General features: G+C 63.6%; 26 protein-coding genes and 1 pseudogene. 16 read left to right on the plus strand and 11 right to left on the minus strand.

Annotation, left to right across the window (positions count from 1 at the left end):
• Position 1 precedes the first annotated feature (1 nt).
• The 6 genes from LHFGNBLO_RS09240 to LHFGNBLO_RS09265 all read right to left on the minus strand — a co-directional run bounded on the left by LHFGNBLO_RS09240 (position 2) and on the right by LHFGNBLO_RS09265 (position 6,117).
• Positions 2–667, minus strand: a complete 666-nt coding sequence (locus tag LHFGNBLO_RS09240; protein WP_258606066.1) for a septation protein A — start codon at positions 665–667, stop codon at positions 2–4.
• A gap of 4 nt (positions 668–671) precedes the next feature.
• Positions 672–2,540: a signal recognition particle-docking protein FtsY gene (gene ftsY / locus LHFGNBLO_RS09245; RefSeq protein WP_258606067.1), complete on the minus strand. Its 1,869-nt coding sequence runs from the start codon at positions 2,538–2,540 to the stop codon at positions 672–674.
• A gap of 11 nt (positions 2,541–2,551) precedes the next feature.
• Positions 2,552–3,910, minus strand: a complete 1,359-nt coding sequence (mtaB, locus tag LHFGNBLO_RS09250) for a tRNA (N(6)-L-threonylcarbamoyladenosine(37)-C(2))-methylthiotransferase MtaB (RefSeq protein ID WP_413774674.1) — start codon at positions 3,908–3,910, stop codon at positions 2,552–2,554.
• Positions 3,910–4,794: a diaminopimelate epimerase gene (gene dapF / locus LHFGNBLO_RS09255; RefSeq protein WP_258606068.1), complete on the minus strand. Its 885-nt coding sequence runs from the start codon at positions 4,792–4,794 to the stop codon at positions 3,910–3,912. Before dapF ends, mtaB begins: the two co-directional genes overlap by 1 nt.
• Positions 4,795–4,868: 74 nt before the next feature.
• Complete coding sequence (locus LHFGNBLO_RS09260; RefSeq protein ID WP_258606069.1) at positions 4,869–5,030, minus strand: DUF1328 family protein; 162 nt, start codon at positions 5,028–5,030, stop codon at positions 4,869–4,871.
• Between the two features lie 76 nt (positions 5,031–5,106).
• Positions 5,107–6,117 (minus strand): MBL fold metallo-hydrolase, encoded by a 1,011-nt coding sequence (locus LHFGNBLO_RS09265; protein ID WP_258606070.1) that lies wholly within the window; start codon positions 6,115–6,117, stop codon positions 5,107–5,109.
• A gap of 140 nt (positions 6,118–6,257) precedes the next feature.
• Here LHFGNBLO_RS09265 and LHFGNBLO_RS09270 point away from each other — a divergent pair, with 140 nt between their 5' ends.
• From LHFGNBLO_RS09270 to zapE, 3 genes are all read left to right on the plus strand, one after another.
• Complete coding sequence (locus tag LHFGNBLO_RS09270; RefSeq protein WP_258606072.1) at positions 6,258–6,704, plus strand: VOC family protein; 447 nt, start codon at positions 6,258–6,260, stop codon at positions 6,702–6,704.
• A gap of 185 nt (positions 6,705–6,889) precedes the next feature.
• Entirely contained in the window at positions 6,890–7,429 is a 540-nt protein-coding gene (locus LHFGNBLO_RS09275) for a protease inhibitor Inh/omp19 family protein (protein ID WP_258606074.1), read from the plus strand.
• Between the two features lie 86 nt (positions 7,430–7,515).
• Complete coding sequence (zapE, locus tag LHFGNBLO_RS09280; protein WP_258606076.1) at positions 7,516–8,727, plus strand: cell division protein ZapE; 1,212 nt, start codon at positions 7,516–7,518, stop codon at positions 8,725–8,727.
• A 5-nt stretch (positions 8,728–8,732) separates the two neighbouring features.
• Here the strand turns inward: zapE and LHFGNBLO_RS09285 are convergent, their stop codons facing one another.
• Positions 8,733–9,071 carry a hypothetical protein gene (locus tag LHFGNBLO_RS09285; RefSeq protein ID WP_258606078.1) on the minus strand — a complete coding sequence of 113 codons (339 nt, stop codon included), beginning with the start codon at positions 9,069–9,071 and terminating at the stop codon, positions 8,733–8,735.
• 30 nt (positions 9,072–9,101) lie between these two features.
• The gene (locus LHFGNBLO_RS09290; RefSeq protein ID WP_258606079.1) at positions 9,102–9,521 is read right to left on the minus strand and encodes a GNAT family N-acetyltransferase; all 420 of its coding nucleotides are present in this window, start codon (positions 9,519–9,521) and stop codon (positions 9,102–9,104) included.
• Positions 9,522–9,735: 214 nt separating this feature from the next.
• On the opposite strand from LHFGNBLO_RS09290, the gene mdh reads away from it, so the two are divergent.
• The 11 genes and pseudogenes from mdh (at position 9,736) to LHFGNBLO_RS09345 (ending at position 22,362) form a co-directional block, all read left to right on the plus strand.
• On the plus strand, positions 9,736–10,704 hold the full coding sequence (gene mdh / locus LHFGNBLO_RS09295) for a malate dehydrogenase (protein WP_258606080.1): 969 nt from the start codon (positions 9,736–9,738) through the stop codon (positions 10,702–10,704).
• Between the two features lie 31 nt (positions 10,705–10,735).
• Positions 10,736–11,929, plus strand: a complete 1,194-nt coding sequence (gene sucC / locus LHFGNBLO_RS09300) for an ADP-forming succinate--CoA ligase subunit beta (protein WP_258606081.1) — start codon at positions 10,736–10,738, stop codon at positions 11,927–11,929.
• A 4-nt stretch (positions 11,930–11,933) separates the two neighbouring features.
• The gene (locus LHFGNBLO_RS09305) at positions 11,934–12,305 is read left to right on the plus strand and encodes a cupin domain-containing protein (protein WP_258606083.1); all 372 of its coding nucleotides are present in this window, start codon (positions 11,934–11,936) and stop codon (positions 12,303–12,305) included.
• A gap of 64 nt (positions 12,306–12,369) precedes the next feature.
• Positions 12,370–13,266 (plus strand): succinate--CoA ligase subunit alpha, encoded by an 897-nt coding sequence (gene sucD / locus LHFGNBLO_RS09310; protein ID WP_258606084.1) that lies wholly within the window; start codon positions 12,370–12,372, stop codon positions 13,264–13,266.
• Positions 13,267–13,397: 131 nt separating this feature from the next.
• On the plus strand, positions 13,398–16,385 hold the full coding sequence (locus LHFGNBLO_RS09315; protein ID WP_258606086.1) for a 2-oxoglutarate dehydrogenase E1 component: 2,988 nt from the start codon (positions 13,398–13,400) through the stop codon (positions 16,383–16,385).
• Between the two features lie 47 nt (positions 16,386–16,432).
• Positions 16,433–17,731, plus strand: coding sequence for a 2-oxoglutarate dehydrogenase complex dihydrolipoyllysine-residue succinyltransferase (odhB, locus tag LHFGNBLO_RS09320; RefSeq protein WP_258606088.1), 1,299 nt, complete (start codon positions 16,433–16,435; stop codon positions 17,729–17,731).
• A gap of 70 nt (positions 17,732–17,801) precedes the next feature.
• Complete coding sequence (locus tag LHFGNBLO_RS09325) at positions 17,802–18,506, plus strand: DUF4241 domain-containing protein (protein ID WP_258606090.1); 705 nt, start codon at positions 17,802–17,804, stop codon at positions 18,504–18,506.
• Between the two features lie 21 nt (positions 18,507–18,527).
• Positions 18,528–19,025, plus strand: coding sequence for a hypothetical protein (locus tag LHFGNBLO_RS09330; RefSeq protein ID WP_413774710.1), 498 nt, complete (start codon positions 18,528–18,530; stop codon positions 19,023–19,025).
• A pseudogene (locus LHFGNBLO_RS09335) lies at positions 19,022–19,773 on the plus strand (SDR family oxidoreductase). The gene LHFGNBLO_RS09330 and the pseudogene LHFGNBLO_RS09335 overlap by 4 nt, the downstream one beginning before the upstream one ends.
• Positions 19,774–19,794: 21 nt before the next feature.
• Positions 19,795–21,201, plus strand: a complete 1,407-nt coding sequence (lpdA, locus tag LHFGNBLO_RS09340) for a dihydrolipoyl dehydrogenase (RefSeq protein WP_319944233.1) — start codon at positions 19,795–19,797, stop codon at positions 21,199–21,201.
• A gap of 684 nt (positions 21,202–21,885) precedes the next feature.
• Positions 21,886–22,362, plus strand: coding sequence for a DUF2867 domain-containing protein (locus tag LHFGNBLO_RS09345; RefSeq protein ID WP_258606094.1), 477 nt, complete (start codon positions 21,886–21,888; stop codon positions 22,360–22,362).
• A 41-nt stretch (positions 22,363–22,403) separates the two neighbouring features.
• Here the strand turns inward: LHFGNBLO_RS09345 and LHFGNBLO_RS09350 are convergent, their stop codons facing one another.
• Positions 22,404–23,474: a TraB/GumN family protein gene (locus LHFGNBLO_RS09350; RefSeq protein WP_258606097.1), complete on the minus strand. Its 1,071-nt coding sequence runs from the start codon at positions 23,472–23,474 to the stop codon at positions 22,404–22,406.
• A gap of 85 nt (positions 23,475–23,559) precedes the next feature.
• Positions 23,560–24,498: a tyrosine recombinase XerC gene (locus tag LHFGNBLO_RS09355; protein WP_258606099.1), complete on the minus strand. Its 939-nt coding sequence runs from the start codon at positions 24,496–24,498 to the stop codon at positions 23,560–23,562.
• 134 nt (positions 24,499–24,632) lie between these two features.
• Between LHFGNBLO_RS09355 and rimM the strand changes: the two genes are divergently transcribed.
• Both rimM and trmD read left to right on the plus strand, forming a co-directional pair.
• The gene (gene rimM / locus LHFGNBLO_RS09360) at positions 24,633–25,232 is read left to right on the plus strand and encodes a ribosome maturation factor RimM (RefSeq protein ID WP_258606100.1); all 600 of its coding nucleotides are present in this window, start codon (positions 24,633–24,635) and stop codon (positions 25,230–25,232) included.
• Positions 25,229–25,933, plus strand: coding sequence for a tRNA (guanosine(37)-N1)-methyltransferase TrmD (gene trmD / locus LHFGNBLO_RS09365; protein WP_258606102.1), 705 nt, complete (start codon positions 25,229–25,231; stop codon positions 25,931–25,933). The genes rimM and trmD overlap by 4 nt, the downstream gene beginning before the upstream one ends.
• Here trmD and LHFGNBLO_RS09370 read toward each other — a convergent pair.
• Entirely contained in the window at positions 25,915–26,667 is a 753-nt protein-coding gene (locus tag LHFGNBLO_RS09370) for a sulfite exporter TauE/SafE family protein (protein ID WP_258606104.1), read from the minus strand. The genes trmD and LHFGNBLO_RS09370 overlap by 19 nt on opposite strands.
• Positions 26,668–26,948: the final 281 nt, after the last annotated feature.

Raw genomic sequence — 26,948 nt, forward strand, 5'->3', positions numbered from 1 at the left:
CCTATTTTCCGGCCTCTCCGGTCTTGTCCTCGAGCGAATGGCGCAGGATCAGCGGCATCTGGCTGAAGGTGAACAGCAGCGTGATCGGCATGATGCCCCAGACCTTGAAGGTAACCCAGGCGTCGGTGGAAAAATTCCGCCAGACCACTTCGTTGACAAGGGCCAGGAACAGGAAGAACAGGCCCCAGCGAAAGGTGAGTTTTCGCCAGCCCTCGGCATCGAGGCTGAAAGCCGAATCGAAGACATAGCCGAGCAGCGACTTGCCGAAGAACAGGCCGCCGAGCAGCACGCCGCCGAACAGCGTGTTGACGATGGTCGGCTTCATCTTGATGAAAATGTCGTCCTGCAGATAGAGCGTCAGCGCGCCGAAGATGAAGACGACGACGCCCGACACCATCGGCATGATCGGCAAGGTGCGGGTGAGCAGCCAGGACGCGATCAGCGCAATCGCGGTTGCGGCCATGAACAGGCCGGTGGCGACGAAGATCGGTCCGCCAAATTCGGCAAGTGCCGGGAATTTCTGCACCAGCCAGGCGCCGCGCGCATTGGCGAAGAAGAACACCATCAGCGGTCCGAGCTCCAGCACCAGCTTGAGCAGCGGATTGACGCTTTCCTTCTTATGTTTCTGCGGGTCGGACGGGTCGCGTTCGAGGATGGGCGGGTTCATGGGTTCAGGCCACTCCAGCGATCGCCCTCGCGAATTCGCTTGCTGAGAAAGGTTCGAGGTCGTCGACCTGTTCGCCGACGCCGATGAAATAGACCGGCAATTTGTGCTTTGCCGCGATCGCCACCAGAATACCGCCGCGCGCCGTGCCGTCCAGCTTGGTCATCACCAGGCCGTTGACGCCGGCAATGTTGCGGAAGATCTCGACCTGGTTGAGCGCGTTCTGGCCGGTGGTGGCATCGACCGTCTGTAGCACGGTGTGCGGCGCTTCGGGGTCGAGCTTGCCCAGCACGCGGACGATCTTTTCGAGTTCCGCCATCAGCTCGGTCTTGTTCTGCAGCCGCCCGGCGGTGTCGATGATCAGCACGTCGGAGCCGGCTTCCCTGGCGCGTTCGAAGGCGTCGTAGGCGAGACCGGCCGCATCGGCGCCAATCTTGGAAGCGATGACCGGCGATTTCGTACGCTCGCCCCAGATCTTCAGCTGCTCGATGGCCGCGGCGCGGAAGGTGTCGCCGGCGGCGAGCATCACCGACAGGCCGCCGTCGGTGAGTTTGGCCGCCAGCTTGCCGATGGTGGTGGTCTTGCCAGTGCCGTTGACGCCGACGACCAGGATGACATGCGGCTTGTGGGAGAGGTCGAGTTCCAACGGCATGGCGACGTGGGTCAGCACCTTCTCCACCTCGGCCGCCATGACGGCGCGCACTTCGGTGTCGGAGACATCCTTGCCGTAGCGGCTGGCGGCCAGCGCATCGGTGACGCGCAAGGCCGTCTCCAGGCCGAGATCGGCGCGGATCAGCACGTCCTCCAGATCCTGCAGCGTGTCCTCGTCCAGCTTGCGCTTGGTGAAGACGCCGGCGATGTTGCCCGACAATTCCTTCGAAGAGCGGGCAAGCCCCTCCTTCATGCGCTGGAACCAGGAACGTCTCGGTGCCGGTTCCGGTGCTTTGACCGGCTCGGCCTTCTGCTCGACTTTTTTGGTGACGGTCACCTTGCCGGGGGCGGGTTTTGGCTCTGGCGAACGTTGCGGGGATGGAGGCGAGATGGGCGCTGACTTTACCTCCCCATCGAAGGTCCCGAGCGCAGCTCGGGGGTGGGGGTGATCAGCGCCGGCGCTGTCACCCCACCCCGCCGCTTCGCGTCGACCCTCCCCATCGAGGGGAGGGTGGGGCGTCGGCGCTGGAGCTTCGCCCTTCTCCCCGTCACTATACGGGGAGAAGGTGCCGGCAGGCGGATGAGGGGCGGCACTGGTCTCCGCCGTTGGCTGCGCGGGAGGCGCGGGCGGTTGCGGCACCTCGATCGGCGCCGGCGTTTCGGCCGGCTCCTCGGAAGGGGACGGCACTTCGACAGGCGCCGGTTCCGGCTGCCTTTCCGGGCGTGTCGGTTCGATCTCCGGCTCGGCCGGCGCGGGCACCTCTTGCGGCTGCGGCTCGGGAGCAGGCTCCGGGACAGGAATTTCCTCGGGCGCCGGCGGCTCGGCAGGCGTCTCAGGTCTGGGCTCTTCTTTCGGCGCGGGCTCCGGCAGCGGTTCCGGCTCGGACGGGATGACCGGCTCCGGTGCTGGCGGGATGGTTGGGGCGGGCTCCGGCTTCGGCTCCTCGGGTGCCGGCTGCGACAGGGCTTCCGCCTCTACCCGCGGCGTTGGTATCGGTTCCACCGGCGGCGCGGCTGTTGGCTCGACCGGCAATGGCGGCACAATTTCCGCCACGGTCGGCGGCTCGTCGCGCTTCAAAAACTCCGGCACGGTCTGCTCGGCTGCTGGCTTCAGCGCCTCCAACGCATCCCATTTGATCGGCGGCAGCGGCGCGGTCTCGTCGATCCGCTCCTCGACCACTTCCTTCTTGCCGAACGAAAATATCTTCTTGAGAAATCCAGCCATGCTTTGCGGTCTCAGGCGGCGCGGGCGGTAAGCGGCGCCGCGATCAGTCGGGCGCCGTCATGGCCAGAAATATCGGCCTCGACGATCTCGCCCGGCGCGCCTGCGGAGATAGCCGCAAGCGTGAACCCTTCGGTGCGGCCAAGGCCGTCGCGCTCGACCAGGATCGACTGACGGGTTCCGGCGAGCGTGGCAAGGTGCCTGATGTAGGCGGCTTCGCCAGCGGCACGCAGGCGTGCGGCGCGTTGCTTGATCACCTCGCGGCGAAGCTGCGGCATGCGCGCGGCGGGCGTGCCTTCGCGCGGCGAAAACGGGAAGACGTGGAGATGCGTTAGCCCGCATTCCTCGACGATTTTCTCCGAGTTCTCGAACATTTCGTCTGTTTCAGTCGGGAAGCCGGCGATGATGTCGGCGCCGAAGACGATGCCGGGGCGAAGCTTGCGCACATCCTCGCAGAAGCGGATCGACTGGTCGCGCAGATGGCGGCGCTTCATGCGTTTTAGAATCATATCGTCACCCGACTGCAGCGACAGGTGCAGATGCGGCATCAGCCGGGGTTCGGTGGCGATGGCGTCGAGCAAGTCGTCGTCGGCCTCGATGGAATCGATGGAGGAGAGGCGCAGGCGCTTCACGTCCGGCACTTGCCTCAGGATGGTTTTCACCAGTCTGCCGAGCTTCGGCGCGCCGGGCAGGCCGGCGCCGAAACTGGTCATGTCGACGCCGGTCAGCACGATCTCGGCATAGCCATTGCCGGCGAGCCGCTTGACCTGCTCGACCACGGCGCCCATCGGCACCGAACGAGAATTGCCGCGACCGTAGGGAATGATGCAGAAGGTGCAGCGGTGGTCGCAGCCATTCTGCACCTGGACGAAGGCGCGCGCCCTGCCCTCGATGGCGTCGACCATGTGGCCGGCCGTCTCGCGTACCGAAAAGATGTCGTTGACGCGCGCCTTCTCGGTGTCGTTGACGCCGAAATCCGGCAGCGCCCGATAAGAATGCGCCTTCAGCTTTTCCTCATTGCCGAGAACGAGGTCGACCTCGTCCATGGCGACGAAATTCTCAGGCTCGGTCTGCGCGGCGCAACCGGTGACGATGATGCGCGCGGCCGGGTTCTCGCGGCGTGCCTTGCGGATCGACTGCCTGGCCTGGCGCACCGCCTCTGATGTGACGGCGCAGGTGTTGAAGATGATGGCGCCGCCTTCCAGCGCGCCGAGGCCAGCACTTTCCGCCTCGCGGCGCATCACCTCGGATTCATAGGTGTTCAGCCGGCAGCCGAAGGTGACGACGTCGATGCCTTTGGAGATGGGGCCTTTGGAGATGGGGCCCTTGGAGATGGGGCCCTTGGAGATGGGACCCTTTGAGAGGGACGCCATCAGGCGGCGCTTTCGGTGTCGCGGGCCCAGATGCCGGTTGACGGGTCGAAGCTGCCGGAAAATTCCCATTCGGCGGCACCGGTGAGGATGACATGGTCGTCGCCGCGCCATTCGACATGCAGCGAGCCACCACCGGGGGTCATCAGCGTGACGCTGCGGCCGGTGCGCTTGGTGCGGGCCGCGGCAACCACCGATGCGCAAGCGGCCGAACCACAGGCCTTGGTCAGGCCGGCGCCACGCTCCCAGGTGCGGATGATCATCGTGTCGGGCGAGGTTACCTGCGCCAGCGTGATGTTGGCGCGCTCGGGAAACATCGGGTGGTTTTCGAGCAGCGGCCCGAAACGGTCGAGCTCATAGGACCAGACGTCTTGGTCGACCCAGAAGATGGCGTGCGGGTTGCCCATCGACACGACCGAGGGCGAATGCAGCACCGGCGCGTCGATCGGGCCGATCTGCAGCTCGATCATGCGGGTGTCGCGAAACTCTTCGGCCAGCGGAATATCCTGCCAGCCGAAACGCGGCGTGCCCATGTCGACCGAGATCGTGCCGTCGGCATGTTCAACGGCGTTGAGGATGCCGGCGCGCGTTTCAAAGGTAAAAGTCTTCTGGCCGGTTTCGGCGGCGAGCGCCTGGACGACGCAGCGCATGCCATTGCCGCAGGCCTGCGCGCCGGAGCCATCGGAATTCAGGATGTCGACGTAGTAGGCGGTACCAGGCGTGCGCGCGTCATGGATCGCCATGATCTGGTCGAACTTGGTCGCCGCATCAGCGTTCAACGCGACAGCCGACGCCGCCGTGACCTGATCGGCGCGGCCGCGCATGTCAGCAACGATGATCTCGTTGCCGATACCGTTCATCTTGGCGAAAGGGGCAGCACTTGCCATGGGTAGAAAAATCTCTTGCCGGTTTGGCGCCTATATGGCGGATACCGGCCGAAATTACCAGTGCGGGCTGCATCCTAGGTTATCGCGAAGACGCCCAATACGATCAGCAGAAAGATGACCAGAACGATGCCGATGAGGATGCGGGCGCCGGTGGCGGCGGCTCCAGCCAGTGCCGGCATGCCGAGCAGGCTCGCCGCGGCGGCGACAATCAGCAGAATGACGATCCATTTGATCATGGAGGATGCCTCACAGCTGGCAGATTTCCGACCGCCTACAAACGCGCGTCCGGCGTTCTGGGTTCCGTCTGCCGCTTCAGACCTCCGACACGTCCCAGACCTCGCCCGGACGCAAGGCGCGAAAGCGGTCGCGTGGCACGCCTTGGTGGTCGAGCGCTTGGCCAAGTCTTGTGGCCGGCTCGTAGACCGGTTCATTGGTGAGCCGGAACGTGCCCCAGTGGCAGCCGGCGGCATAGGCGGCGTTGCACAACAGCATGCCTTGCACCGCCTCTTCCGGGTTCTGGTGCTGCGGCGCCATGAACCAGCGCGGCTCGTAGGCGCCGATCGGCAGGATGGCGAGACGGAAGCCGCCATGCTTTTGCGCCATCAGCCGGTAGTTGGTGCCGCCGTGAAAACCGGTGTCGCCGGCGAAATAGACCTTTCCATCCGGAGTTTCGACCACAAAACCTGCCCACAGTGCCATGCGCCGGTCGCGCGCACCGCGCGCCGACCAATGATGCACCGGCTCGACATGGATGGCGACGCCGTCACCGAGGTCGACCCGGTCGCCCCAATCATGCACCGAAAGCCGCATGCCGGGCACGGCATCATTGATGATGGCGTCGTTGCCGAGCGGCGTCAGCACTTGCGGGTCGTGCCTGGCCTTCAGCCGCTTCAGCGTGGCGAGGTCGAGATGGTCGTAATGGTTGTGGCTGACCAGGACGAGGTCGATCGGCGGCAGCTGGGAAAAGGCGATGCCCGGCGGATTGACCCGTTTGGGCCCGGCGAAGGACACCGGCGAGACACGCGGCGACCAGACCGGATCGGTGAGGATGTTGAGCCCGGCGGTCTGGATGAGCAGCGTGGAATGGCCGACCATGGTGAGCCGCAGCCCTGAACCGTCGACCCGCTCCGCCGGTCTTGCCTGTTCAAACGGGCTCGGATTGGCCGCCGGCCATTTAGAGCGTTCGCCGCTCAACTGCCATTTCAACAGATCGGCAAAACGGCCGGGCGGCTTGCCGTCAGGGTTGAAGAACAGGGTGCCGTCGAAATGATCGCTGGGCGGGCCGCTGTAGTAGCGGTTGGCGGCTTTCTTTCTCGCGGCCAAGGTTCGACTCCAGCAGGTTTCCGTTTCATCAGAGATAGGACCGAAGCCGTCTGGCGCAAGAATTTGGTGGCCGAATGCCAAGGGTTGCGGCATCACCTCGACTAGGATCGCCGCCGATCGGCGACAGGAGGGACGGCGCGATGGTGATGAAGCGGACCAGGACACCGTGGATGAAGGCCGAGGATTTCGGCCGCTCGTTGCCGCGCGGCGTCGGCGTCAACCTGTTGGTGAGCGACATGGCGGCGATGGAAGCGTTTTGCTGCGACGTGCTTGGCGCGCGCGTGATCTATGCCGATGAGGATTTCGCGGCGATGGAATTGCTGGGATCGGTGTTCATGCTGCATGCCGATCACAGCCACCTCGACAATCCGATGACCGGCGTCATCACTGGGGCCGAGACGCGCGGGGCAGGCATCGAGCTGCGCCTGTACGGCGCCGATCCGGATGCGATCGAGACCAGGACGCGCGAACACGGCCACATTGTGCTGGCCGGCGCGGTCGACAAGCCGCACGGGTTGCGCGAATCCTATGTGGTTGGCCCGGACGGCTATGTGTTCGTGCCGAGCGCGCCGCTGGCCGTAGATTGAAAGTACTTGAGCGTAGTTTGTGTGGCCAATTGGCCGCACGCCGCTCAAGTTGCGCTAAATTTGCAACAAATGTTGCCGCAAACCGTATTTTAACCATATCGGGTTGAAATTTCGCCACCTTCTCCATCTTGGTGGGGGTGTGATTGCGCGGACGGCAGCCCCAGCCGGTTCCGACGGAGGTTGACATGAATTTTTCGAAGACCGGCCTTGTGGCCGTATCGCTGGCCGTACTCGTTGCAAGCGGCTGTTCAACCTCGCGGTTCTCGTCGATGGATCAGGACCAGCCGGCACCGCTGCAGCCTGCGCCCGCCGGCCAGGTGACCGGAAACCAGCTGCCTCCGCCGGCAGCGCCAGGCACCACCGACCCGTCACAGTTCCCGACCGCGCCCGCCAACACTCAGGTCGCTTCGCTGCCGCCAGATGGAGCAGCGCCTGCCGGAGCAGCCGACTTGACCGCGGCCAGCGTCGCTGGTGTCTGGAACGCGAGCGTGTCCGGCCAGAGCTGCAAGGTGGCGACGCCGCAGACCAAATTCGGCGCCGGCTACCGCGCCGGGCCACTGCATTGCCCGGCACCGATCGACGGCATCAAATCCTGGAACGTCGCCGGCAAGCAGCTGACGCTTTACGACGAGAGCGGCGGTACGCTGGCGCGGCTCTATTCCTCGGGCGGCGAGAAATTCGACGGCCAGACTTCCAACGGCCTGCCGATCTCGCTTACAAGGTAGACTGACCGCTCCTTATTGTTTTTACGCAATTCCCAGGGAAAACCGCTACACACTTTTCCTGGAATTGCTCTAGAACGACGTGACCGATGCACCTGCGTGACGGCCTCCAGACCCATGCGACCGTCAAGCAGCGCTACGACCATCTGGTCGGGACCGGTGCGATCGAACGCGATCCGGCGCAGGAGCGCATCACTGCCGCGCTCGACCGGCTGATCGACGAGATCTCGGCAAAGCGGCTGGCGCACAAATCGAGTGCGCTGGGCTGGCTGTTTGCCCGCAAGCGCGAGACGCATGAGCCGGTCAAGGGCCTCTACATCCATGGCGGCGTCGGCCGCGGCAAGACCATGCTGATGGACATGTTCTTCGAACTGGTGCCGGTCAGGCGCAAGCGCCGCGTGCATTTCAACGACTTCATGGCCGATGTGCAGGACCGCATCCAGAAGCACCGGCTGGCGCGCAAGAATGGCACCGTCAAGGAGGACGACCCGATCCCGCCGGTGGCGCGGGCACTGGCCGAGCAAGCCTGGGTGCTGTGCTTCGACGAGTTTTCGGTCACCGACATCGCCGATGCGATGATCCTGTCCAGGCTGTTCTCGGCGCTTTTTGCCAGCGGCGTGGTGCTGGTCGCCACCTCCAACGTCGCGCCGCAGGATCTCTATCGCGACGGGCTGAACCGCCAGCTGTTTCTGCCGTTCATCAACATCCTGGAACGGCACGCTCATGTGCTCGCGCTGGACGCCGAAAAGGACTACCGCCTCGACAAGCTCAGCCGCATGCCGGTCTATATCACCCCGGCGGATGCCGCCGCCGATGATGTCCTCGACGAGGCCTGGGAGGCGATGACGCATGGCAGGCCGACGGCCGAGACGGCGCTGACGGTGAAAGGACGGCAAGTCGTGGTGCCGGCTGCTGCCGGCGCGGCGGCGCGGTTTTCCTTCGCTGATCTGTGCGAAAAGCCACTTGGCGCCCGCGATTTCCTGGCGATTGCCAGCCATTTCTCGACCATCTTCATCGATCACGTGCCGGTGCTCGGCGAAGGCAGGCGCAACGAGGCCAAGCGCTTCATCCTGCTGATAGACACGCTCTACGACCATCATGTGCGGCTTGTGGTGAGCGCCGCGACCCCGCCACAGCTGCTCTATACGGCAAAGCGCGGCGTTGAGGTCTTCGAGTTCGAGCGCACCGCGTCACGGCTGATCGAGATGCAGAGCCGCGACTGGCTGGAGGATTGGGCGGAACGGCACAAGGCGAAGGTGCCCGAAGGCAGGCATAGCGAGCCTCCTGCCGCGATGGCCTAGGCCTTTCAAGTGGACGGCAAGGTTCCGGCAACAACCGTGTACTGATCGACGAATTCGGATTTCTCCAAAAGATAGCGATCATCTTCCGGATAGTAGCGGGCCAATTCGGGTGCATCGCCGGCAAAGCTTCGCACGGCATCCATTGATGACCACCAGCTCAATGTGACGATCTCCGTCGATCCGTCGCCACGATCGCGCATAAGCATCTGGAAACCGCGATTGCCGGCCGTGGCAGCGTAATCAAGGCCTCCCGTTCTTTCGACGTAGGCGGCATAGGCAACGCGATCCTGTGTGCGGATGACGGACGACCAGCGACGCAGAATGAGCGGTTCGGTCTCGGTCATGGCTAACCTCCCTGTTGTCGCGGCGGCATTCTAGAGCCTGTAGACATACATCACGAACGGCTCGGCCGCCGTACCGCGCGCCTCATAGAGCGCGCGGGCGGCAAGATTGTCCGGCTCGGTGCCGACCCAGGCCTCTTCGCAGCCATGCTCGCGGCCGATCTCGAACATGGCGTCGAGCATTTTTCGCGCGATGCCCTGGCGCTGGAAAGCCGGCGTCCCGCCAACCTCATCGATGTAGAGTTCGCTCGCCCTGTCCGGGTGGCGGTGAATGACGGCCGCGCATTGGCCGACGACGACATCATCGGCCAGCGCCACGATCATGAAATGACCCGGTTCGGCGAGATAGGCGGCAAATCTGTCAGCCCGCACCGGTTCGTCGAACACATCTTCGGCGATACCGATCAAATCGGCGTCATCGCCCGGAAACAGCCTTCTGATCTCCACAGTCATTGTCTAGATCTCCCAAGCCGGCTTAGAAATTTTGACGTTTACGTAAATCCCAATGTTTCTAACCGATTGAAATTATTCACTCGAAAATAATCGTTTGAATATTCCTTCGGCCGGGGCTATTGGGTGCGGCGAAAATTCGCGGTTCCCCGCAGCATTCCGGCCTCTTCTTCGACGCCGTATGGCGCCGTCACAGTCAAAGGGAAAACATCCTGACATGGCACGCAACAAGATAGCGCTCATCGGCTCTGGCATGATCGGCGGCACGCTCGCCCACATGATCGGCCTCAAGGACCTCGGCGACGTGGTGCTGTTCGATATCGCCGAAGGCATTCCGCAGGGCAAGGGGCTGGACATTGCGCAGTCGTCGCCGGTCGATGGGTTCGACTCCAGGCTGACCGGCGTCAATGATTATGCCGGCATCGAGGGCGCCGACGTCTGCATCGTCACCGCCGGCGTGCCGCGCAAGCCAGGCATGAGCCGCGACGATCTTCTAGGCATCAATCTCAAGGTCATGGAACAGGTCGGCGCCGGTCTCAAGAAGTATGCGCCGAAGGCCTTCGTCATCTGCATCACCAACCCGCTCGACGCCATGGTCTGGGCGCTGCAGAAGTTTTCCGGCCTGCCGAAGAGCCATGTCGTGGGCATGGCCGGCGTGCTCGACAGCGCGCGCTTCCGCTATTTCCTGGCCGAGGAATTCAAGGTCTCGGTCGAGGACGTCACCGCCTTCGTGCTCGGCGGCCACGGCGATTCCATGGTGCCGATGATCCGCTATTCGACGGTCGCCGGCATCCCGCTGCCCGACCTGATCAAGATGGGCTGGACCTCGAAGGAAAAACTCGACCAGATCGTGCAGCGCACCCGCGACGGCGGCGCCGAAATCGTCGGCCTGCTCAAGACCGGCTCGGCCTTCTATGCGCCGGCCGCGTCGGCGATCTCGATGGCCGAAGCCTATCTCAAGGACAAGAAGCGCGTGCTGCCATGTGCGGCGCATCTCTCCGGCCAGTATGGCGTGAAGAACACCTATGTCGGCGTTCCCGTGGTGATCGGCGCCGGCGGCGTCGAACGCATCATCGAGATCGACCTCAACAAGAGCGAGCAGAAGATGTTCGACAGTTCGGTGGCGACGGTGCAGGGCCTGTGCGAGGCCTGCGTCAAGATCGCTCCGCATCTCGCCTCGAAGTGAACCCCCGGCAGTTGATCTGGAGACAACGCGCATGAACATCCATGAATATCAGGGCAAGGCGCTGCTGAAGGGTTTCGGCGTACCGGTGTCCGAAGGCGTGCCGGTGTTCAAGGCGAGCGAGGCGGAAGCAGCCGCCAAGGCGCTGCCAGGTCCGCTCTATGTGGTGAAGAGCCAGATCCATGCCGGCGGCCGCGGCAAGGGCAAGTTCAAGGAGCTCGGCCCCGACGCCAAGGGCGGGGTGCGGCTGGCCAAGTCGGTGGCCGAAGTGGTCGCCAACGCCAAGGAGATGCTGGGCAACACGCTGGTGACCAAGCAGACCGGTCCGGCCGGCAAGCAGGTCAACCGCCTCTACATCGAGGATGGCGCCGACATCGAGCGCGAACTTTATCTGTCGCTGCTGGTCGACCGCACGGTCGGCCGCATTGCCTTCGTCGTCTCGACCGAGGGCGGCATGGATATCGAGGCTGTCGCCCATGACACGCCGGAAAAAATCATCACCGTTGCCATCGACCCGGAAAAAGGCGTGACGTCAGCCGACCTGGAGACACTCAACAGCGCGTTGAAGCTTGACGGCGACGCGGCCAAGGACGCCGGCACGCTGTTCCCGACCCTCTACAGGGCCTTTGTCGAGAAGGATATGAGCCTGCTCGAGGTCAATCCGCTGATCGTCATGAAGGACGGGCGGCTGCGGGTGCTCGACGCCAAAGTGTCGTTCGACAACAACGCGCTGTTCCGTCACCCCGACGTGCTCGAACTGCGCGACACCACCGAAGAGGACGAGAAGGAAATCGAGGCGTCGAAATACGACCTCGCCTATGTCGCGCTCGACGGCAATATCGGCTGCATGGTCAACGGCGCCGGCCTGGCCATGGCGACGATGGACATCATCAAGCTCTATGGCGCCGAGCCGGCCAACTTCCTCGATGTCGGCGGCGGCGCGTCAAAAGAGAAGGTGACGGCGGCGTTCAAGATCATCACCAAGGATCCAGCGGTCAAAGGCATTTTGATCAACATCTTCGGCGGCATCATGAAGTGCGACATCATTGCCGAGGGCGTCATTGCCGCGGTCAAGGAGGTCGGGCTGCAAGTGCCGCTGGTGGTGCGCCTGGAAGGTACCAATGCCGACCTCGGCAAGAAGATCATCAATGAGAGCGGCCTCAACGTGGTCTCGGCCGACGATCTCGACGACGCGGCCAAGAAGATCGTCAAGGCGGTGAAGGGCTGATCTGGTGCCTCCGCACAAGATAAACCTCATCGAGGCGGCGGACGCGAAGATCAAAAAGGTCTTCGATCCGCATATCGCCGGCGACGTCAACGAGTCGCAGGTCAAGATCGCCAAGTTCGGCGATGTCTTCGACTGGCACGCGCATGACAACGAGGATGAAGCCTTCCTCGTGTTGCGCGGCCGCATCGCCATCGATTTTCGAGACGGCACGGTAGAGCTTGCCAGCGGCGAGTTCATCGTCGTGCCGCGCGCCGTCGAGCACCGGCCGCGCTCGCTGAGCGAACAGCCTGTCGTGCTGATGTTCGAGCCGGCGACGACACTGAACACCGGCAATGCCAAGAGCGACCTCACCGTCGCCGACCTCAAGCGATTATAGCGGGGCGGCTCTGACCATGAACGCGCAGCCTTCCTCGATCAACGGTTTGTAAAAAAGGACCACCATGTCCATTCTCATCGACAAGAACACCAAGGTGCTGGTGCAGGGCCTGACCGGCAACACCGGTTCGTTCCACACCGAGCAGGCGCTGGCCTATCACGGCACCAAGATGGTCGGTGGCATCCACCCCAAGAAGGGCGGCACGAATTGGGACGGCAGCGTGCCGCTGCCGATCTTCGCCACTGTCGCCGAGGGCAAGGAAAAAACCGGCGCCAATGCCTCGGTCGTCTATGTGCCGCCGGCAGGGGCCGCGGCAGCGATCCTGGAAGCGATCGAAGCCGAGATTCCGCTGATCGTCTGCATCACCGAAGGCATACCGGTGACGGACATGATCAAGGTCAAGGCGAGGCTCGACCGTTCGACATCGCGGCTGATCGGCCCGAACTGCCCGGGTATCGTGACACCCGACCAATGCAAGATCGGCATCATGCCCGGCAACATCTTTCGCAAGGGCTCGGTCGGCGTTGTTTCGCGCTCGGGAACGCTTACCTATGAGGCGGTGTTTCAGACGACCAATGAAGGGCTCGGTCAATCGACGGCGGTTGGCATCGGCGGCGATCCGGTCAAGGGTACCGAGTTCATCGATATGCTCGAAATGTTCCTCGCCGATGACGAGACCAAGTCGATCATCATGATCGGCGAGATCGGCGGTTCGGCCGAGGAAGACGCAGCGCAGTTCCTCAAGGACGAGGCCAAGCGCGGCCGCAAGAAGCCGATGGCCGGCTTCATCGCCGGGCGCACGGCGCCGGCCGGCCGCACCATGGGTCATGCGGGCGCGGTCATCTCCGGCGGCAAGGGCGGCGCCGAAGACAAGATCGCGGCGATGGAATCGGCAGGGATCAAGGTTTCGCCGTCGCCGGCACGGCTGGGCACGACGCTGGTCGAGGCGATCAAAGGTTAGGGCAGTAAGGGAGTAGGGCAGTATGGCAGTAGGGAAAACAGGACAATTGGCGAATTGCCTACTGCCCTATTGCCTTACTGCCCTACTCCCCTCCAAACGTAAGGAGACGGAGCCAGGCTCCGCAGACAAAAATGGCAAGACAAGATCAGGCCAACGACCAATTTTCGCTTACCTCTTTCCTCTATGGCGGCAATGCCGACTATATCGACGCGCTCTATGCCGCCTATGAGGACGATCCGGAATCGGTCAACCCCGAATGGCAGGACTTCTTCGCGGCGCTAAAGGACGATGCCAGCGATGTCCGCAAGAACGCCAAGGGCGCCTCATGGGCCAGGCCCTCCTGGCCGCTGCAGGCCAATGGCGAACTGGTGTCGGCGCTCGACGGCAATTGGGGCATCGTCGAAAAGCACCTGGAAAAGAAGGTCAAGGACAAGGCAGTCACCAACGGCATCGTCCTCTCCGACGCCGATGTGCATCAGGCGACGCGCGATTCCGTGCGCGCCATCATGATGATCCGCGCCTACCGCATGCGCGGCCATCTGCACGCCAATCTCGACCCGCTCGGCATCGCCAAGCCGCTCGAGGACTACAACGAGCTGTCGCCGGAGAATTACGGTTTCACCGCCGCCGACTACGACCGGCCGATCTTCCTCGACAATGTGCTCGGGCTCGAATTCGGTACCATCCGGCAGATGCTGGACATCCTGACCCGCACCTATTGCTCGACGCTCGGCGTCGAGTTCATGCATATTTCCGATCCCGAGGAGAAGGCCTGGATCCAGGCGCGCATCGAGGGCACCGACAAGGAGATCACCTTCACAGCCGTCGGCAAGAAGGCGATCCTGCAGAAGCTGGTCGAGGCTGAAGGCTTCGAGCAGTTCATCGACGTCAAGTACAAGGGCACCAAGCGCTTCGGCCTCGACGGTGCGGAGGGTCTGATCCCGGCGCTGGAGCAGATCATCAAGCGCGGCGGCCAGCTCGGCATGAAGGAGATCGTGCTCGGTATGGCGCATCGCGGCCGGCTGAACGTGCTGTCCCAGGTGATGGCCAAGCCGCACCGCGCCATCTTCCACGAGTTCAAGGGCGGCTCGGCCGCCCCCGACGAGGTCGAGGGCTCCGGCGACGTGAAGTACCATCTCGGCGCCTCGTCGGACCGCGAGTTCGACGGCAACAAGGTGCATCTGTCGCTGACCGCCAATCCGTCCCATCTGGAAATCGTCGATCCGGTGGTGATGGGCAAGGCACGGGCCAAGCAGGACTATCTGTTCGGCCGCAGCCGCGAGGAGATCGTGCCGCTGGAAGAGCGCGCCAAGGTGTTGCCGCTGCTGTTGCATGGCGACGCTGCCTTTGCCGGCCAGGGCGTGATTGCCGAGATCCTCGGCCTGTCGGGCCTGCGCGGCCATCGCGTCGCCGGCACACTGCATTTCATCATCAACAACCAGATCGGCTTCACCACCAATCCGCGCTTCTCGCGCTCGTCGCCCTATCCGTCGGATGTGGCCAAGATGATCGAAGCGCCGATCTTCCACGTCAATGGCGACGATCCCGAAGCCGTGGTCCACGCCACCAAGGTGGCAATCGAATTCCGCATGAAGTTCCACAAGCCGGTGGTGGTGGACATGTTCTGCTACCGCCGCTTCGGCCACAATGAGGGCGACGAGCCGGCTTTCACCCAGCCGATCATGTATCGCAACATCCGCACCCACAAGACGACGGTGCAAATCTATGCCGACCGGCTGATCGCCGAAGGCCATTTGAGCCAGGCCGAATTCGACAAGCTCAAGGCCGACTGGCGGGCGCATCTGGAGCAGGAATGGGAGGTTGGCCAGCACTACAAGCCCAACAAGGCCGACTGGCTGGACGGCGCCTGGTCGGGCTTGCGTACGGCCGACAACCAGGACGAACAAAGGCGCGGCAAGACCGCCGTGCCGGTCAAGACGCTGAAGGAGATCGGCAAGAAGCTGACCGAGGTGCCGAAGGATTTCGAGGCGCACAAGACGATCATCCGTTTTCTCGAAAACCGCCGCCAGGCGATCGAATCCGGCGAAGGCATCGACTGGTCGACGGCCGAGGCGCTGGCCTTCGGCGCCATCCTGCTCGACGGCAATCCGATCCGGCTGTCGGGCCAGGATTCCGAACGCGGCACCTTCTCGCAGCGCCATTCCGTGCTCTACGACCAGCGCGACGAGACCCGCTACATTCCGCTCAACAATCTGTCGGCGGCCCAGGCCGGCTACGAGGTCATCAACTCGATGCTGTCGGAAGAGGCCGTGCTCGGCTTCGAATATGGCTACAGCCTGGCCGAGCCGAAGGCGCTGACGCTGTGGGAAGCCCAGTTCGGCGACTTCGCCAATGGCGCCCAGGTGGTGTTCGACCAGTTCATCTCGTCGGGCGAGCGCAAGTGGCTGAGAATGTCGGGCCTCGTCTGCCTGTTGCCGCATGGCTATGAAGGCCAGGGCCCCGAACATTCCTCGGCCCGGCTCGAACGCTTCCTGCAGCTCTGCGCCGAAGACAATATGCAGGTGGCCAATGTGACGACGCCGGCCAACTACTTCCACATACTGCGGCGCCAGTTGAAGCGCGACTTCCGCAAGCCGCTGATCCTGATGACGCCGAAGTCGCTGCTGCGCCACAAGCGGGCAGTGTCGAGCCTGCCGGAGATTTCGGGCGAAAGCGCGTTCCACCGGCTGTTGTGGGACGACGCCCAGCTGCTCTCCGGCCAGGCGATCAAGCTGACCAAGGATTCGAAGATCCGCCGCGTCGTGCTGTGTTCGGGCAAGGTCTATTACGACCTGTACGAGGAGCGCGAGAAGCGCGGCATCAACGACATCTACCTGCTGCGCGTCGAACAGCTCTATCCGTTCCCGGCCAAGGCGCTGATCACCGAACTGTCACGCTTCCGCAACGCGGAGATGGTGTGGTGCCAGGAGGAGCCCAAGAACATGGGCGCCTGGTCGTTCATCGATCCGTATCTCGAATGGGTTCTGGCGCATATCGACGCCAAGCATCAGCGGGTGCGCTACACCGGCCGGCCGGCAGCCGCGTCGCCGGCGACGGGATTGATGTCCAAGCACCTGGCGCAGCTTGCTGCCTTCCTCGAAGACGCGCTTGGTGAATAGAACAGAGCTCGGCGAATAAAACAGAACCGAAAGAACGGACAGGCACAATGGCTACCGAAATCCGCGTTCCCACCCTTGGCGAATCCGTCACCGAGGCGACCATCGGCAAATGGTTCAAAAAGGTCGGCGACACGATTGCGGTCGACGAGCCGCTGGTTGAGCTCGAAACCGATAAGGTGACGGTGGAGGTGCCGGCTGCCGCTGCCGGGACGCTGGGTGAGATCACCGCCAAGGAAGGCGAGACGGTCGGTGTCGGCGCACTTCTGGGGACGATTTCGGCAGGCGCCGCCGCTTCGGCGGCCAAGTCAGAGGCCAAGCAGGAGAGCAAGCCGCAAGCGGTGTCGCAGGCCTCGAGCCCCGATGCTGCGCACACCGTCAAACAAGCCGCGGCCGAGACCGCCAAGATCGCCGGCGACGCCGGCGCGATCGAGACGCGCTCCACGCCACCGGCGCCGGCTGCAGCAAAACTGATCGCAGAGAACAATCTGTCGGTCGACCAGCTCTCCGGTTCGGGCAAGCGCGGCCAGGTGCTGAAGGGCGACGTGCTCGACGCCCTTTCAAAGGGCGCGCCGTCGCAGCCAGCAGAGACGCCGAAGGCGCCACCCGCACCGGTCGCCGTGCGTGCGCCGTCCTCGGGTGACGATGCGTCGCGCGAGGAGCGCGTGCGCATGACCAAGCTGCGCCAGACCATCGCGCGCCGCCTCAAGGAAGCGCAGTCGACCGCCGCCATGCTGACCACCTTCAACGAGGTCGACATGTCAGCGGTGATGGCGCTGCGGACCAAATACAAGGATGTGTTCGAGAAGAAGCACGGCGTCAAGCTGGGCTTCATGGGCTTCTTCACCAAGGCCGTCACCCACGCCCTGAAGGAAATCCCCTCGGTCAATGCCGAGATCGACGCCACCGACGTCATCTTCAAGAACTATGCCCATATCGGCGTCGCCGTCGGCACGGAAAAGGGCCTCGTCGTGCCGGTCGTGCGTGACGCCGACCAGATGTCGATCGCCGAGATCGAAAAGGATATCGGCCGGCTGGGCATTGCCGCGCGTGACGGCAAGCTTTCGGTGGCGGATATGCAAGGCGGCACGTTTACGATTTCCAACGGGGGCGTTTACGGGTCGCTGATGTCGACGCCGATCCTCAACGCGCCGCAGTCGGGCATTCTCGGCATGCACAAGATCCAGGACCGGCCGGTGGTGGTCGGTGGCCAGATCGTGATCCGGCCGATGATGTATCTGGCGCTCAGCTATGACCACCGCATCGTCGACGGCAAGGAAGCGGTGACGTTCCTCGTACGGGTCAAGGAAAGCCTGGAGGATCCGGAGCGGCTGGTGCTGGATCTGTGAGCGGAGCTGATCCGCAATGAGCGGTTGGCTGGAAAGGTTCGGGTTCAGGCTGGGTCGGCGAGCCGGCGGCATGCTGCAGTCTGTTGGCCTGGCCGCCGCCGTTGTTCCGTCGGTGGCGTTGGCGGCCAGCTGGGATGTGACGCAGGCGAGCAGCAATCTTGGTGTCTTTGCCCTCAGTGACGCTGAACTGGCTGAGCGGCGGATCAACGTCACGCCGATAGGTGAGCTCGAATTGCCGACCGGTGAAATCATCGCCTGCGATCCTCTGATCAGCGGCACCGAGATGCCGACCTTGAGCCGCAGGGTCAAACCGGGGCACTACCCGGTTTCGCTGCTGGAAACCCAGGGCCGCGTCGCGGTCGCAGTACTGCGCTTCAGGCTAGGCACGCCGGTTCGTTGGGAACTGGCTACGCTGCCCGGCCAGGACGTCACGACGTTGAAGGACGACGAGATATTCGGCTATCCCGTCGACGGCGGCCTCGGCTCATTCATGGACAAGACTGCCATGGTGCTGATGTCGGAGCAGCTGGACAAGCTCGGCGCCGACCAGAACTATTATGACGACGTGCTGGCCGCCGAATTCACGCCCAACCAGGACAGATTCGTGATGCATCGCCCGGTTGCCGGCAACCCGCTCAACATCGCCATGTTCTGGAGCGGCTGGGGCGACGGATTTTATCCGTCGTTCTGGGGTCTGGATGCAGCCGGCGAACTGCTGCTTTTGACCACCGATTTCGGCGTACTGGAAGACGCCGATGGCCGCGAGAAGAAGTAGACCGCCGTGACAAGACGCACCCTGTCGCCCACGATCGGATGTGTAGCCGGGTCGCTGGCTTTCTTGTTCACCAGCTCTGTTGCCCATGCCGCTTGCCCGCTCGAACTCGCCGTCTATGGCGATGCCGAAAGCGAGGTCGGCATCGATTTCCGGCCGACGACGGATTCGGCAACCGTCACCAACACATTCAAGATGGTGCTCGACAAGGGCGTCGTGCTCGACGGCATCGTCATGTGGACCGATGGCGTGGCGCGGCCGCATGGCTCGCTGATGTACAAGTGCCCGACGGGCGACGTCACCGGCGAGGAGCTTGCCGCCTGCACCTTGTGGGAAGGCGTGATCTACAGTTCCGACGACAAGGGTAATATCGCCCTGCTGCCGGCCGAAGGCTTGGAAGCACCGAAGAGCCTGATCTTTCCCGATCTCGGCGCTTCCCTGCAGATGTCGGCCGCCTATGGCGAGAACGGATTCTCGAAAGTGCCGTGGGATGTTTTTGTCCTGAAGGGTTGCCAGGAATGAGCGCGACGCGGGTTCTCCTTGTCACCGGCGGCAGCCGCGGCATTGGCGCTGCCATCTGCCGGCTCGGGGCCGAGGCCGGCTATCGCGTCGCGGTCAACTATGCGTCGAACCAAAATGCCGCCGACGCGCTGGTCGCCGAAATCGAGGCTGGAGGCGGTGAAGCGTTCGCGGTCAAGGGCGATGTCGGCAATGAAGGCGATGTCGTCGCCATGTTCGAGGCGGTGGACCGTGCCTATTGCCGGCTCGACGCACTTGCCAACAATGCCGGCATCGTCGACGTCAAGCGCGCGTCGACGAGATGAGCGCTGCGCGGCTGGAGCGTATGATGCGTACCAATGTCGTGGGGTCCTTCCTCTGCGCGCGTGAGGCGGTGAAACGCATGTCGACCCGTCATGGTGGCAATGGCGGCGCCATCGTCAACCTCTCCTCGGTCGCGGCCATTCATGGCGCGGCGGGCGAATATGTCGACTACGCCGCTTCCAAGGGCGCGATCGACACCATGACCATCGGGCTGGCGCGCGAGGTGGCAACGGAAGGCGTGCGCGTCAATGCGGTCAGCCCCGGCATCACCGACACCGAGATCCATGCCTCCGGCGGCCAGCCAGACCGTGTCGCGCGGATGCGAGACATACTGCCGATGAAGCGGGCGGGCACGGCGGATGAAGTCGCGCGTGCGGTCCTCTATCTTCTATCCGACGCGGCGTCCTATACGACGGGCGCTATCTTGAATGTGAGCGGCGGCCGCTGAGCCCCTGACGAGAAGGACAATATCATGGCCTATGACGTCGTTATCATCGGATCGGGACCGGGCGGCTATGTCTGCGCCATCAAGGCGGCGCAACTCGGGCTGAAGACGGCGGTGGTCGAGAAGAACGCGACCTTCGGGGGCACTTGCCTCAACATCGGCTGCATCCCGTCCAAGGCGCTGCTGCATGCCTCCGAAATGTTCGCCGAGGCCGGCCATTCCTTCGACACGCTCGGCGTCGAAGTCACGCCGAAGCTGAATTTGAAGAAGATGATGGCGCACAAGGATGCGACGGTGACGTCCAACGTCAACGGCGTCGCCTTCCTGTTCAAGAAGAACAAGATCGATAGTTTTCGCGGCACCGGCAAGGTGGTCGCGGCCGGCAAGGTTTCGGTGACCGGCGAGGACGGCAAGGTCGAAGAGATCGAGACCAAGAACATCGTCATCGCCACCGGCTCCGACGTCGCCGGCATTCCCGGCGTCAAGGTCGACATCGACGAGAAGGTCATCGTGTCCTCCACCGGTGCGCTGTCGCTGGACAAGGTGCCAGGCCATCTGGTGGTGGTCGGCGGCGGCGTCATCGGGCTGGAGCTCGGCTCGGTTTGGGCCCGCCTCGGCGCCAAGGTCACCGTCGTCGAATTCCTCGACACCATTTTGGGCGGCATGGATGGCGAGGTCTCCAAGCAGTTCCAGCGCCTGCTCTCCAAGCAAGGTTTCGAGTTCAAGCTCGGCGCCAAGGTCACCGGCGTCGCCAAGGCCAAGAAGGGAGCGACCGTCACCTTTGAACCGGTGAAGGGTGGTGCTGCCGAGACCATCGAGGCCGATGCGGTGCTGATCGCAACCGGACGCCGGGCCTATGCCGACAGTCTCGGGCTGAAGGAGGCCGGCGTCGAAGTCGACGAGCGCGGCCGGGTCAAGACCGACGCCCATCTGAGGACCAATGTGCCTGGCATCTACGCCATCGGCGACGTCATCGCTGGGCCGATGCTTGCCCACAAGGCCGAGGACGAAGGCGTGGCCGTGGCGGAAACCATCGCCGGCCAGGCCGGGCATGTGAACTACGAGGTGATCCCGAGCGTCGTCTACACCAGCCCGGAAATCGCCTCGGTCGGCAAGACCGAAGAAGAACTGAAGAAGGCCGGCATCGACTATAATGCGGGGAAATTCCCGTTCACCGCCAATGGCCGCGCGCGCGCCATGCTGCACACCGACGGCTTCGTCAAGATCCTCGCCGACAAGGCGAGCGACCGGGTGCTCGGCGTCCATATCGTTGGCTTCGGCGCCGGCGAGATGATCCACGAGGCGGCGGTGCTGATGGAGTTCGGCGGCTCGTCGGAGGATCTCGCCCGCACCTGCCATGCGCATCCGACGATGTCGGAAGCGGTGAAGGAGGCGGCATTGGCCACATTCTTCAAGCCGATCCATATTTAGAGCCGACGGGCCGACCCCCCCCCAACTTCGTCATCCCGTCGCGGCACTCCGCTCAAAAGAAACGGCCCGCTTTTCAGCGGGCCGTTCGTCTTTGAAATCAGAGGCCTGATCAGTTGGCCGGCGCGGCAGGAGCCGGTGCGGGCGCAGGCGCCGGCTCTGCCGGGGCTGGTGCGGGCGCAGGTTCTGCGGGAGCGGGGGCTGGTGCCGGTTCGGCTGGCTTCATCGGTTCTGCAGGTGCAGGTGCGGGAGCCGGTTCGGTGGCCGCAGGCGGTTCGGCAGGCGCCGGAGCTTCGCCGCTTCTACCGAAAACATAGTAGGCGACAATGGCCAGGATGATGACAACCAAGGCAATCAGCCAGGTGCTACCGCCTGACTTGGGGGGCGGAACGTTGAGTGGGTCGTTTGGATTCGCCATAAAAGTGTCCTCCGTGGTTGAAAAGTATCAATCAATAGCCATCAACGCGCAATCGTTGAATGGGTTTCACGCTAGGGTTGGAAAACGCCAAAAACACGGCAATCCCTGTTCCTCCGCTGTCGTGCGACTCATTTGACAGCGGTGACAGTATAACCGGCTTTGCGGAAATCCTCGACCAGGCCTTCAGGACCGGAAAAAAGGCTGGCGACGTTTCGCCACGCAGCGCGGCGCGCCTGCCGCTGCTATCCTGCTTTTAGAGGATTGCCGCGATGAAGCCGCTTTCACAGACGTTCCCCAATCCCGAAGACGTTCTTTCCGGCGCGCAATTCGCCGACCGCTACGTGCTGGTCGCAAACGGCTTGTCGTTGAGCGCAATTGCCGCAACCGAACGCGTCATGGGGCGAACGCCACGCTGGGTCGGCAGGCTGATGACGCTGCGCAATTTCGCCGTCCGTCCATTTCGCCTGAAGACGGGCGTGGATTCTGCGTCGGCGCCTGACGGCAGGATCGGGATATTTCCACTCATCAGCAGGTCTCCGGGGAAGGTCGTCCTCGGTCTTGACGACCGGCATCTCGACTTCCGCGTTCTGGTCGAGGTCAACGACCTTGGCGGCGGCCGCCAGGAAATCGCCGCGTCGACGATCGTCAAAACACACAATCTGCTCGGGCGTATTTATCTCGCGATCGTCAAACCCTTTCACAGGGTTATCGTCCCGGCGATGTTGGCTCAGGTCTTGATCAAGTAAGCATCGGACTGAAACTGGGAACCGATGGACGTTGATAGGTCCTAGAGTCCGGCTGGCGTAACCGTGTATCCGGCTTTGCGGAAATCCTCGACCAGACCTTCAGGGCCGGGAAGGTGCAAGGCGCCGACCGCCATGAAGGCATTGCCTTTGGCCAGGATCGGTCGGGCATGATCCACCATAACCTTGTTGCGGCTGGTGATCATCGTCTGCGAGAATTCGGCGAAACCCGATTTGTCGTCGACCTGTTCGGGAATGACGACTCGAAATAGCGGCACGATCATGCCGGTGTCACCGCGCAGGTAGAGCGCGATCATGGTCTCGTTGACGTCGTTCACCTTGTCGCCGAGCTTCAGCGTGTCGACCAGCCCCTTCATGTGAAAGGCGAGCGGCAGCGAGGCCATGGCGCGCAGCTGATCGGCGACCGTTTCCAGACCTTCGACGGCCTTGCCGGAAGCTTTGGCATCCTCGGCGAGCTTGACATCGAGCACCGGTGCGCCACCGGCTTGGCGGGCGACCTCGCAGACAGGAAGCGCCACCATGGCCGACAACAGCCACGGCTTCATCTTGGCGACGCTCCCCGGCGGGATGCCGCGTGCGTCGAGCGCCTTGTTCACCACTTTGGCGTCGTCCGCCGACAGCAGCGACGACAGTGTGGTGTTGTCGCTGAACATCATCAGGTCCGGCTCTTCCAGCAATGCCGCCATCATCTTCTGCTTGTCGAGCACTTCCGTGGTCTCGATGATGACAGTGTCGGCGGCGTCATATGCCTTCTGCGCGGCGGGCGGCAGCGTGGTGACGCGCGGGTCGGTCATGTGCATGGTGCCGAATAGGAAGGACGGCTTTTCGCCCGGCTTTTCCAGCTTCCACAACAGGCCCTTGCCATTCGGCGTCGCTGCGGCTTCCGCTTCGATCGTCCGGTAGGCGGCGGGATCACTCTTCTGCAGGGCCGATAGCATGTTGACGCCGGTGCAAACCGGAATTTCGGCATGCGCCTTGCCGGCGGCAAGCAGCAGGAAGATGAGGAAAGACAGGAAAAACAGGACGTTGAGCGCCACAAGCAGCTTCAGCGACACAAGGGCCGCGCGGTCGGCAATGGCGATGACGCGTTTCATGGCCCGGTTGTAAGCTCAAAAAGCGGCAAAACGGTTAACCGGCGTTGCAAATTTCGACGGGTCTCCAACATTGCGGGTCAGGTGCTTATGCCCGCGGATGCGCCGCCTCGTAGATTTCGAGCAGCCTTGCGGTGTCGACGCCGGTGTAAATCTGCGTCGTCGACAGGCTGGCGTGGCCCAGCAGTTCCTGGATGGTGCGCAGGTCGCCGCCGCGCCCCAGCAGATGCGTAGCGAAGGAGTGGCGCAACGCATGCGGCGTCGCTGTATCGGGCAGGTTGAGCGCCGAGCGCAGCTTTGCCATGTCGCGCTGGACGATGGCCGGGTTGAGCGGACCGCCGCGCGCACCGCGAAACAAGAGGCCCTTGGGGTCGAGATGAAAGGGGCAAAGCCGCCGGTATTCGGCAATCGCGCGCAAGGCTACCGGCAGCACCGGCACCAGCCGCGTCTTGCCGCCCTTGCCGGTGACGCGCAGCACAGTGTCGGTCGCCAGTGCGAGCTCGGCGCCAGCCAGGCCGAGCGCCTCGGAAATGCGCAGGCCCGAACCGTAGAGGAGCGTCAGCACGGCGGCGTTGCGGGCGGCGATCCATGGTTCTTCTGCCAGTTGGCCTTCCACCGACACGACATGTTTCGCATCGGCCGCCGTCAGCGGCTTGGGCAGCGATTTCGGCTGGCGTGGCGCGCGCAGCGCCGCAGCACCGGCGGCATTGGCAAGGCCGCGCCGCTCGAGAAAACGCAGCAGCGAGCGGATGCCGGCCAGTCCGCGACCAAGCGTGCGGGCGCCGGCGCCGGCGTTGCGGCGGGCAGCGAGAAAGCCGCGCAGATCGGCCGGGCGCAGATTGGCGATGTCCGAAATGCCGGGCGAACCGCCACAATGGCCGGTGAGGAAGTGCAGGAACTGGCGTGTGTCGCGCTCATAGGCTTCGACAGTTTCGGGCGACAATCGGCGTTCGCGCGCCAGCATCTTCAGCCAGCTTTCGCGCGCCGCCTGCAAGTCGGGTTTGGCCGGGATGAGGAATTCCTGCATTGCGCTCTTCCAGTTCCCTGCCATTGTCCGGCAGACGGGTTAGGAAGCGGTGAAGAGCCGTCATTGAAATGACGCCGAGCGATCATTGAAATGACGCTGGGGTGGAGTTAGAGCAAGGCAGAGGATCTTTCGCCATGACCAAGCTCCAGAACCCCGTCCAGATGGCCGTGATCGGCGCCGCCCATGGCATCAAGGGCGAATTGCGGGTGAAAACCTTCACCGGCGAGCCGTTGGCGCTGGCCGATTACGGGCCGCTCTACGCCAGGGATGGCCGCGCTTTCCAGATCGTCGACATCCGGCCCGCCAACACGGTCGTCGTGGTGCGCTTCAAGGGCGTCAGCGACCGCAATGCGGCCGAGGCGCTGGCCGGCACGGAACTGTTCGTCGACCGTTCGATGCTGCCGGACGACGGCGAAGAGGATGAATTCTATCATGCCGACCTCGTCGGGCTGGAAGTCAGGGACGACACCAATGCTCCCATCGGCAAGGTCGTCGCCGTGCATAATTTCGGCGGCGGCGACATTCTCGACGTGACGCTGGCGGGGCGCAAAGGCGTGCTGATCCCATTCACGCAGGCCGCCGTTCCCGAAGTATCGATCACGGATGCTTTTGTCCGCATCGATCCGGCGGCGGCGGGGCTTGTCGAGGACGAAGAAGGCGATGCGCCGGGCCGCGACGGCTTCGACCCGAAGGGACGGCCGCGCGGCCCGCGGGATGCCGGGGGCAACCGGTGAGTTTTTCGGCATCGGTGCTGACGCTCTATCCCGAGATGTTCCCTGGCGCGCTCGGCCTGTCGCTGAGCGGCCGCGCGCTGGAGGCCGGGACGTGGTCGCTGCAAGCGATCCAGATTCGTGACTTCGCCACCGACCGCCACCACACCGTCGACGACACGCCGGCCGGCGGCGGCGCCGGCATGGTGATGCGCGCCGACGTGCTGGCCAGAGCCATCGACCAAGCCTCGCCCGCGGGCGATCCGCGCCCACGCCTGCTGATGAGCCCGCGCGGCAAGCCGCTGTCGCAGGCGCGCGTTCGCGAACTGGCCGCCGGGCCGGGCGCGGTGATCGTCTGCGGCCGCTTCGAAGGCATCGACCAGCGGGTGATCGACGCGCGGAACTTGGAGGAAGTCTCGGTCGGCGACTTCATCCTCTCCGGCGGCGAGCCGGCGGCACTGGTGCTGCTCGACGCCGTGGTGCGGCTGCTGCCCGGCGTGATGGGCAATGCGGTGTCGGGCGAGGAAGAGAGCTTTGAAAACGGCCTGCTCGAACATCCGCACTATACGCGGCCGCAGGAGTTCGAGGGCCGGCCAATTCCCGATGTGCTGATTTCGGGCAACCACAAGAAAATCGCCGCATGGCGGCGAGCTCAGTCAGAGATGCTGACGAAGGAGCGGCGACCAGACCTGCTGGCCGCCGCGCCTCAGCCTTTGGCGAAGTAGTAGAAGGCGAGAAGGAGGCCGACAGCGACGACGAAGCCGCGCACGACATTCTGCGGCACGCGTTTGGCGATCCAGACGCCGGCATAGCCGCCGAGCGCGCCGCCAGGAATCATGACGATCGCTTGCGGCCAGGCGATGACGCCGCCGGAAACGAAGACCAGGATGGCGACCGCGGCGATGACCATGGCCAGCATGTTCTTCAGCGCGTTCAGGCGGTGATAGTCGCCGACCTGGGTAAGGCCGAGCGTCGCCAGCATCATGACGCCCATGCCGGCGCCGAAAAAGCCGCCATAGATGGCAGTGGCAAACTGCGCCAGCGAGCCGACCAGAGTGCCAACCGAGGCTTCATGCCCCGGCTTTGGTGCCGGTCTCAGCCATGGCCCGGCGGCAAACAAGGCGGTTGCCGCCAAAAGCAGCCACGGCACCAGGGCGCGGAACGATGGATTGTCGAGCGCCAGAAGGATCAGCGCACCGACCAGCGCGCCTGCCGCCGAGATGAGACAGAGCAGCAGCGCTTCGCGCCAGAAGGTCTTGATGTCGGCCCAGTAGGCGAGCGTCGAGGTGATGTAGCCGGGAAACTGCGTCACCGATGAGGTGGCGTTGGCGACGATCGGCGGCAGGCCGACCAATGTCATGGCGCCGAAAGTGATGAAGGTGCCGCCGCCAGCGACTGCGTTGGCGGCACCTGAAAGGAAGCCCGCCAGAAAAAGCAGGATCGCGTCGAAAACAGACATGAGATGCCGCCAGGAACTTGTTTTGCCCGGATTAGGAAGCTTGAAGCGTGGGCGCAACCCCGCACTGGACGATTGCGTGGTGGCATGCGACCAAAAAAGACAGGGCCAAGGCGTGACAAAGCCGCGAAATAGCTGTATGTGCCCGCCCGTACCGGTCCAGAAGAATCTGCCGGACCCGTCAACAATGACGGTGTAGTCGCCCCTGCCCGATGTTTTGAAGACAGATGTCTTGGAGACAAAGAGCATAGCCGAGTGGTCAATGGAACTGCAAGGCGAGTGTC

This window comes from Mesorhizobium sp. AR10, assembly GCF_024746795.1.
Classification (GTDB): domain Bacteria; phylum Pseudomonadota; class Alphaproteobacteria; order Rhizobiales; family Rhizobiaceae; genus Mesorhizobium.

Excerpts from the sequence above, each read along its gene's own strand:
- LHFGNBLO_RS09260 (WP_258606069.1), bottom strand. The coding sequence starts at position 5,030 with ATGATCAAATGGATCGTCATTCTGCTGATTGTCGCCGCCGCGGCGAGC.
- LHFGNBLO_RS09325 (WP_258606090.1), top strand. The coding sequence starts at position 17,802 with ATGCTGCAGTCTGTTGGCCTGGCCGCCGCCGTTGTTCCGTCGGTGGCG.
- sucC (WP_258606081.1), top strand. The coding sequence starts at position 10,736 with ATGAACATCCATGAATATCAGGGCAAGGCGCTGCTGAAGGGTTTCGGC.
- LHFGNBLO_RS09285 (WP_258606078.1), bottom strand. The coding sequence starts at position 9,071 with ATGACCGAGACCGAACCGCTCATTCTGCGTCGCTGGTCGTCCGTCATC.
- mdh (WP_258606080.1), top strand. The coding sequence starts at position 9,736 with ATGGCACGCAACAAGATAGCGCTCATCGGCTCTGGCATGATCGGCGGC.
- LHFGNBLO_RS09315 (WP_258606086.1), top strand. The coding sequence starts at position 13,398 with ATGGCAAGACAAGATCAGGCCAACGACCAATTTTCGCTTACCTCTTTC.
- LHFGNBLO_RS09345 (WP_258606094.1), top strand. The coding sequence starts at position 21,886 with ATGAAGCCGCTTTCACAGACGTTCCCCAATCCCGAAGACGTTCTTTCC.
- mtaB (WP_413774674.1), bottom strand. The coding sequence starts at position 3,910 with ATGGCGTCCCTCTCAAAGGGTCCCATCTCCAAGGGCCCCATCTCCAAG.
- dapF (WP_258606068.1), bottom strand. The coding sequence starts at position 4,794 with ATGGCAAGTGCTGCCCCTTTCGCCAAGATGAACGGTATCGGCAACGAG.
- LHFGNBLO_RS09275 (WP_258606074.1), top strand. The coding sequence starts at position 6,890 with ATGAATTTTTCGAAGACCGGCCTTGTGGCCGTATCGCTGGCCGTACTC.
- LHFGNBLO_RS09355 (WP_258606099.1), bottom strand. The coding sequence starts at position 24,498 with ATGCAGGAATTCCTCATCCCGGCCAAACCCGACTTGCAGGCGGCGCGC.
- LHFGNBLO_RS09270 (WP_258606072.1), top strand. The coding sequence starts at position 6,258 with ATGGTGATGAAGCGGACCAGGACACCGTGGATGAAGGCCGAGGATTTC.
- LHFGNBLO_RS09370 (WP_258606104.1), bottom strand. The coding sequence starts at position 26,667 with ATGTCTGTTTTCGACGCGATCCTGCTTTTTCTGGCGGGCTTCCTTTCA.
- LHFGNBLO_RS09350 (WP_258606097.1), bottom strand. The coding sequence starts at position 23,474 with ATGAAACGCGTCATCGCCATTGCCGACCGCGCGGCCCTTGTGTCGCTG.
- rimM (WP_258606100.1), top strand. The coding sequence starts at position 24,633 with ATGACCAAGCTCCAGAACCCCGTCCAGATGGCCGTGATCGGCGCCGCC.
- sucD (WP_258606084.1), top strand. The coding sequence starts at position 12,370 with ATGTCCATTCTCATCGACAAGAACACCAAGGTGCTGGTGCAGGGCCTG.
- ftsY (WP_258606067.1), bottom strand. The coding sequence starts at position 2,540 with ATGGCTGGATTTCTCAAGAAGATATTTTCGTTCGGCAAGAAGGAAGTG.
- zapE (WP_258606076.1), top strand. The coding sequence starts at position 7,516 with ATGCACCTGCGTGACGGCCTCCAGACCCATGCGACCGTCAAGCAGCGC.
- LHFGNBLO_RS09290 (WP_258606079.1), bottom strand. The coding sequence starts at position 9,521 with ATGACTGTGGAGATCAGAAGGCTGTTTCCGGGCGATGACGCCGATTTG.
- odhB (WP_258606088.1), top strand. The coding sequence starts at position 16,433 with ATGGCTACCGAAATCCGCGTTCCCACCCTTGGCGAATCCGTCACCGAG.
- LHFGNBLO_RS09240 (WP_258606066.1), bottom strand. The coding sequence starts at position 667 with ATGAACCCGCCCATCCTCGAACGCGACCCGTCCGACCCGCAGAAACAT.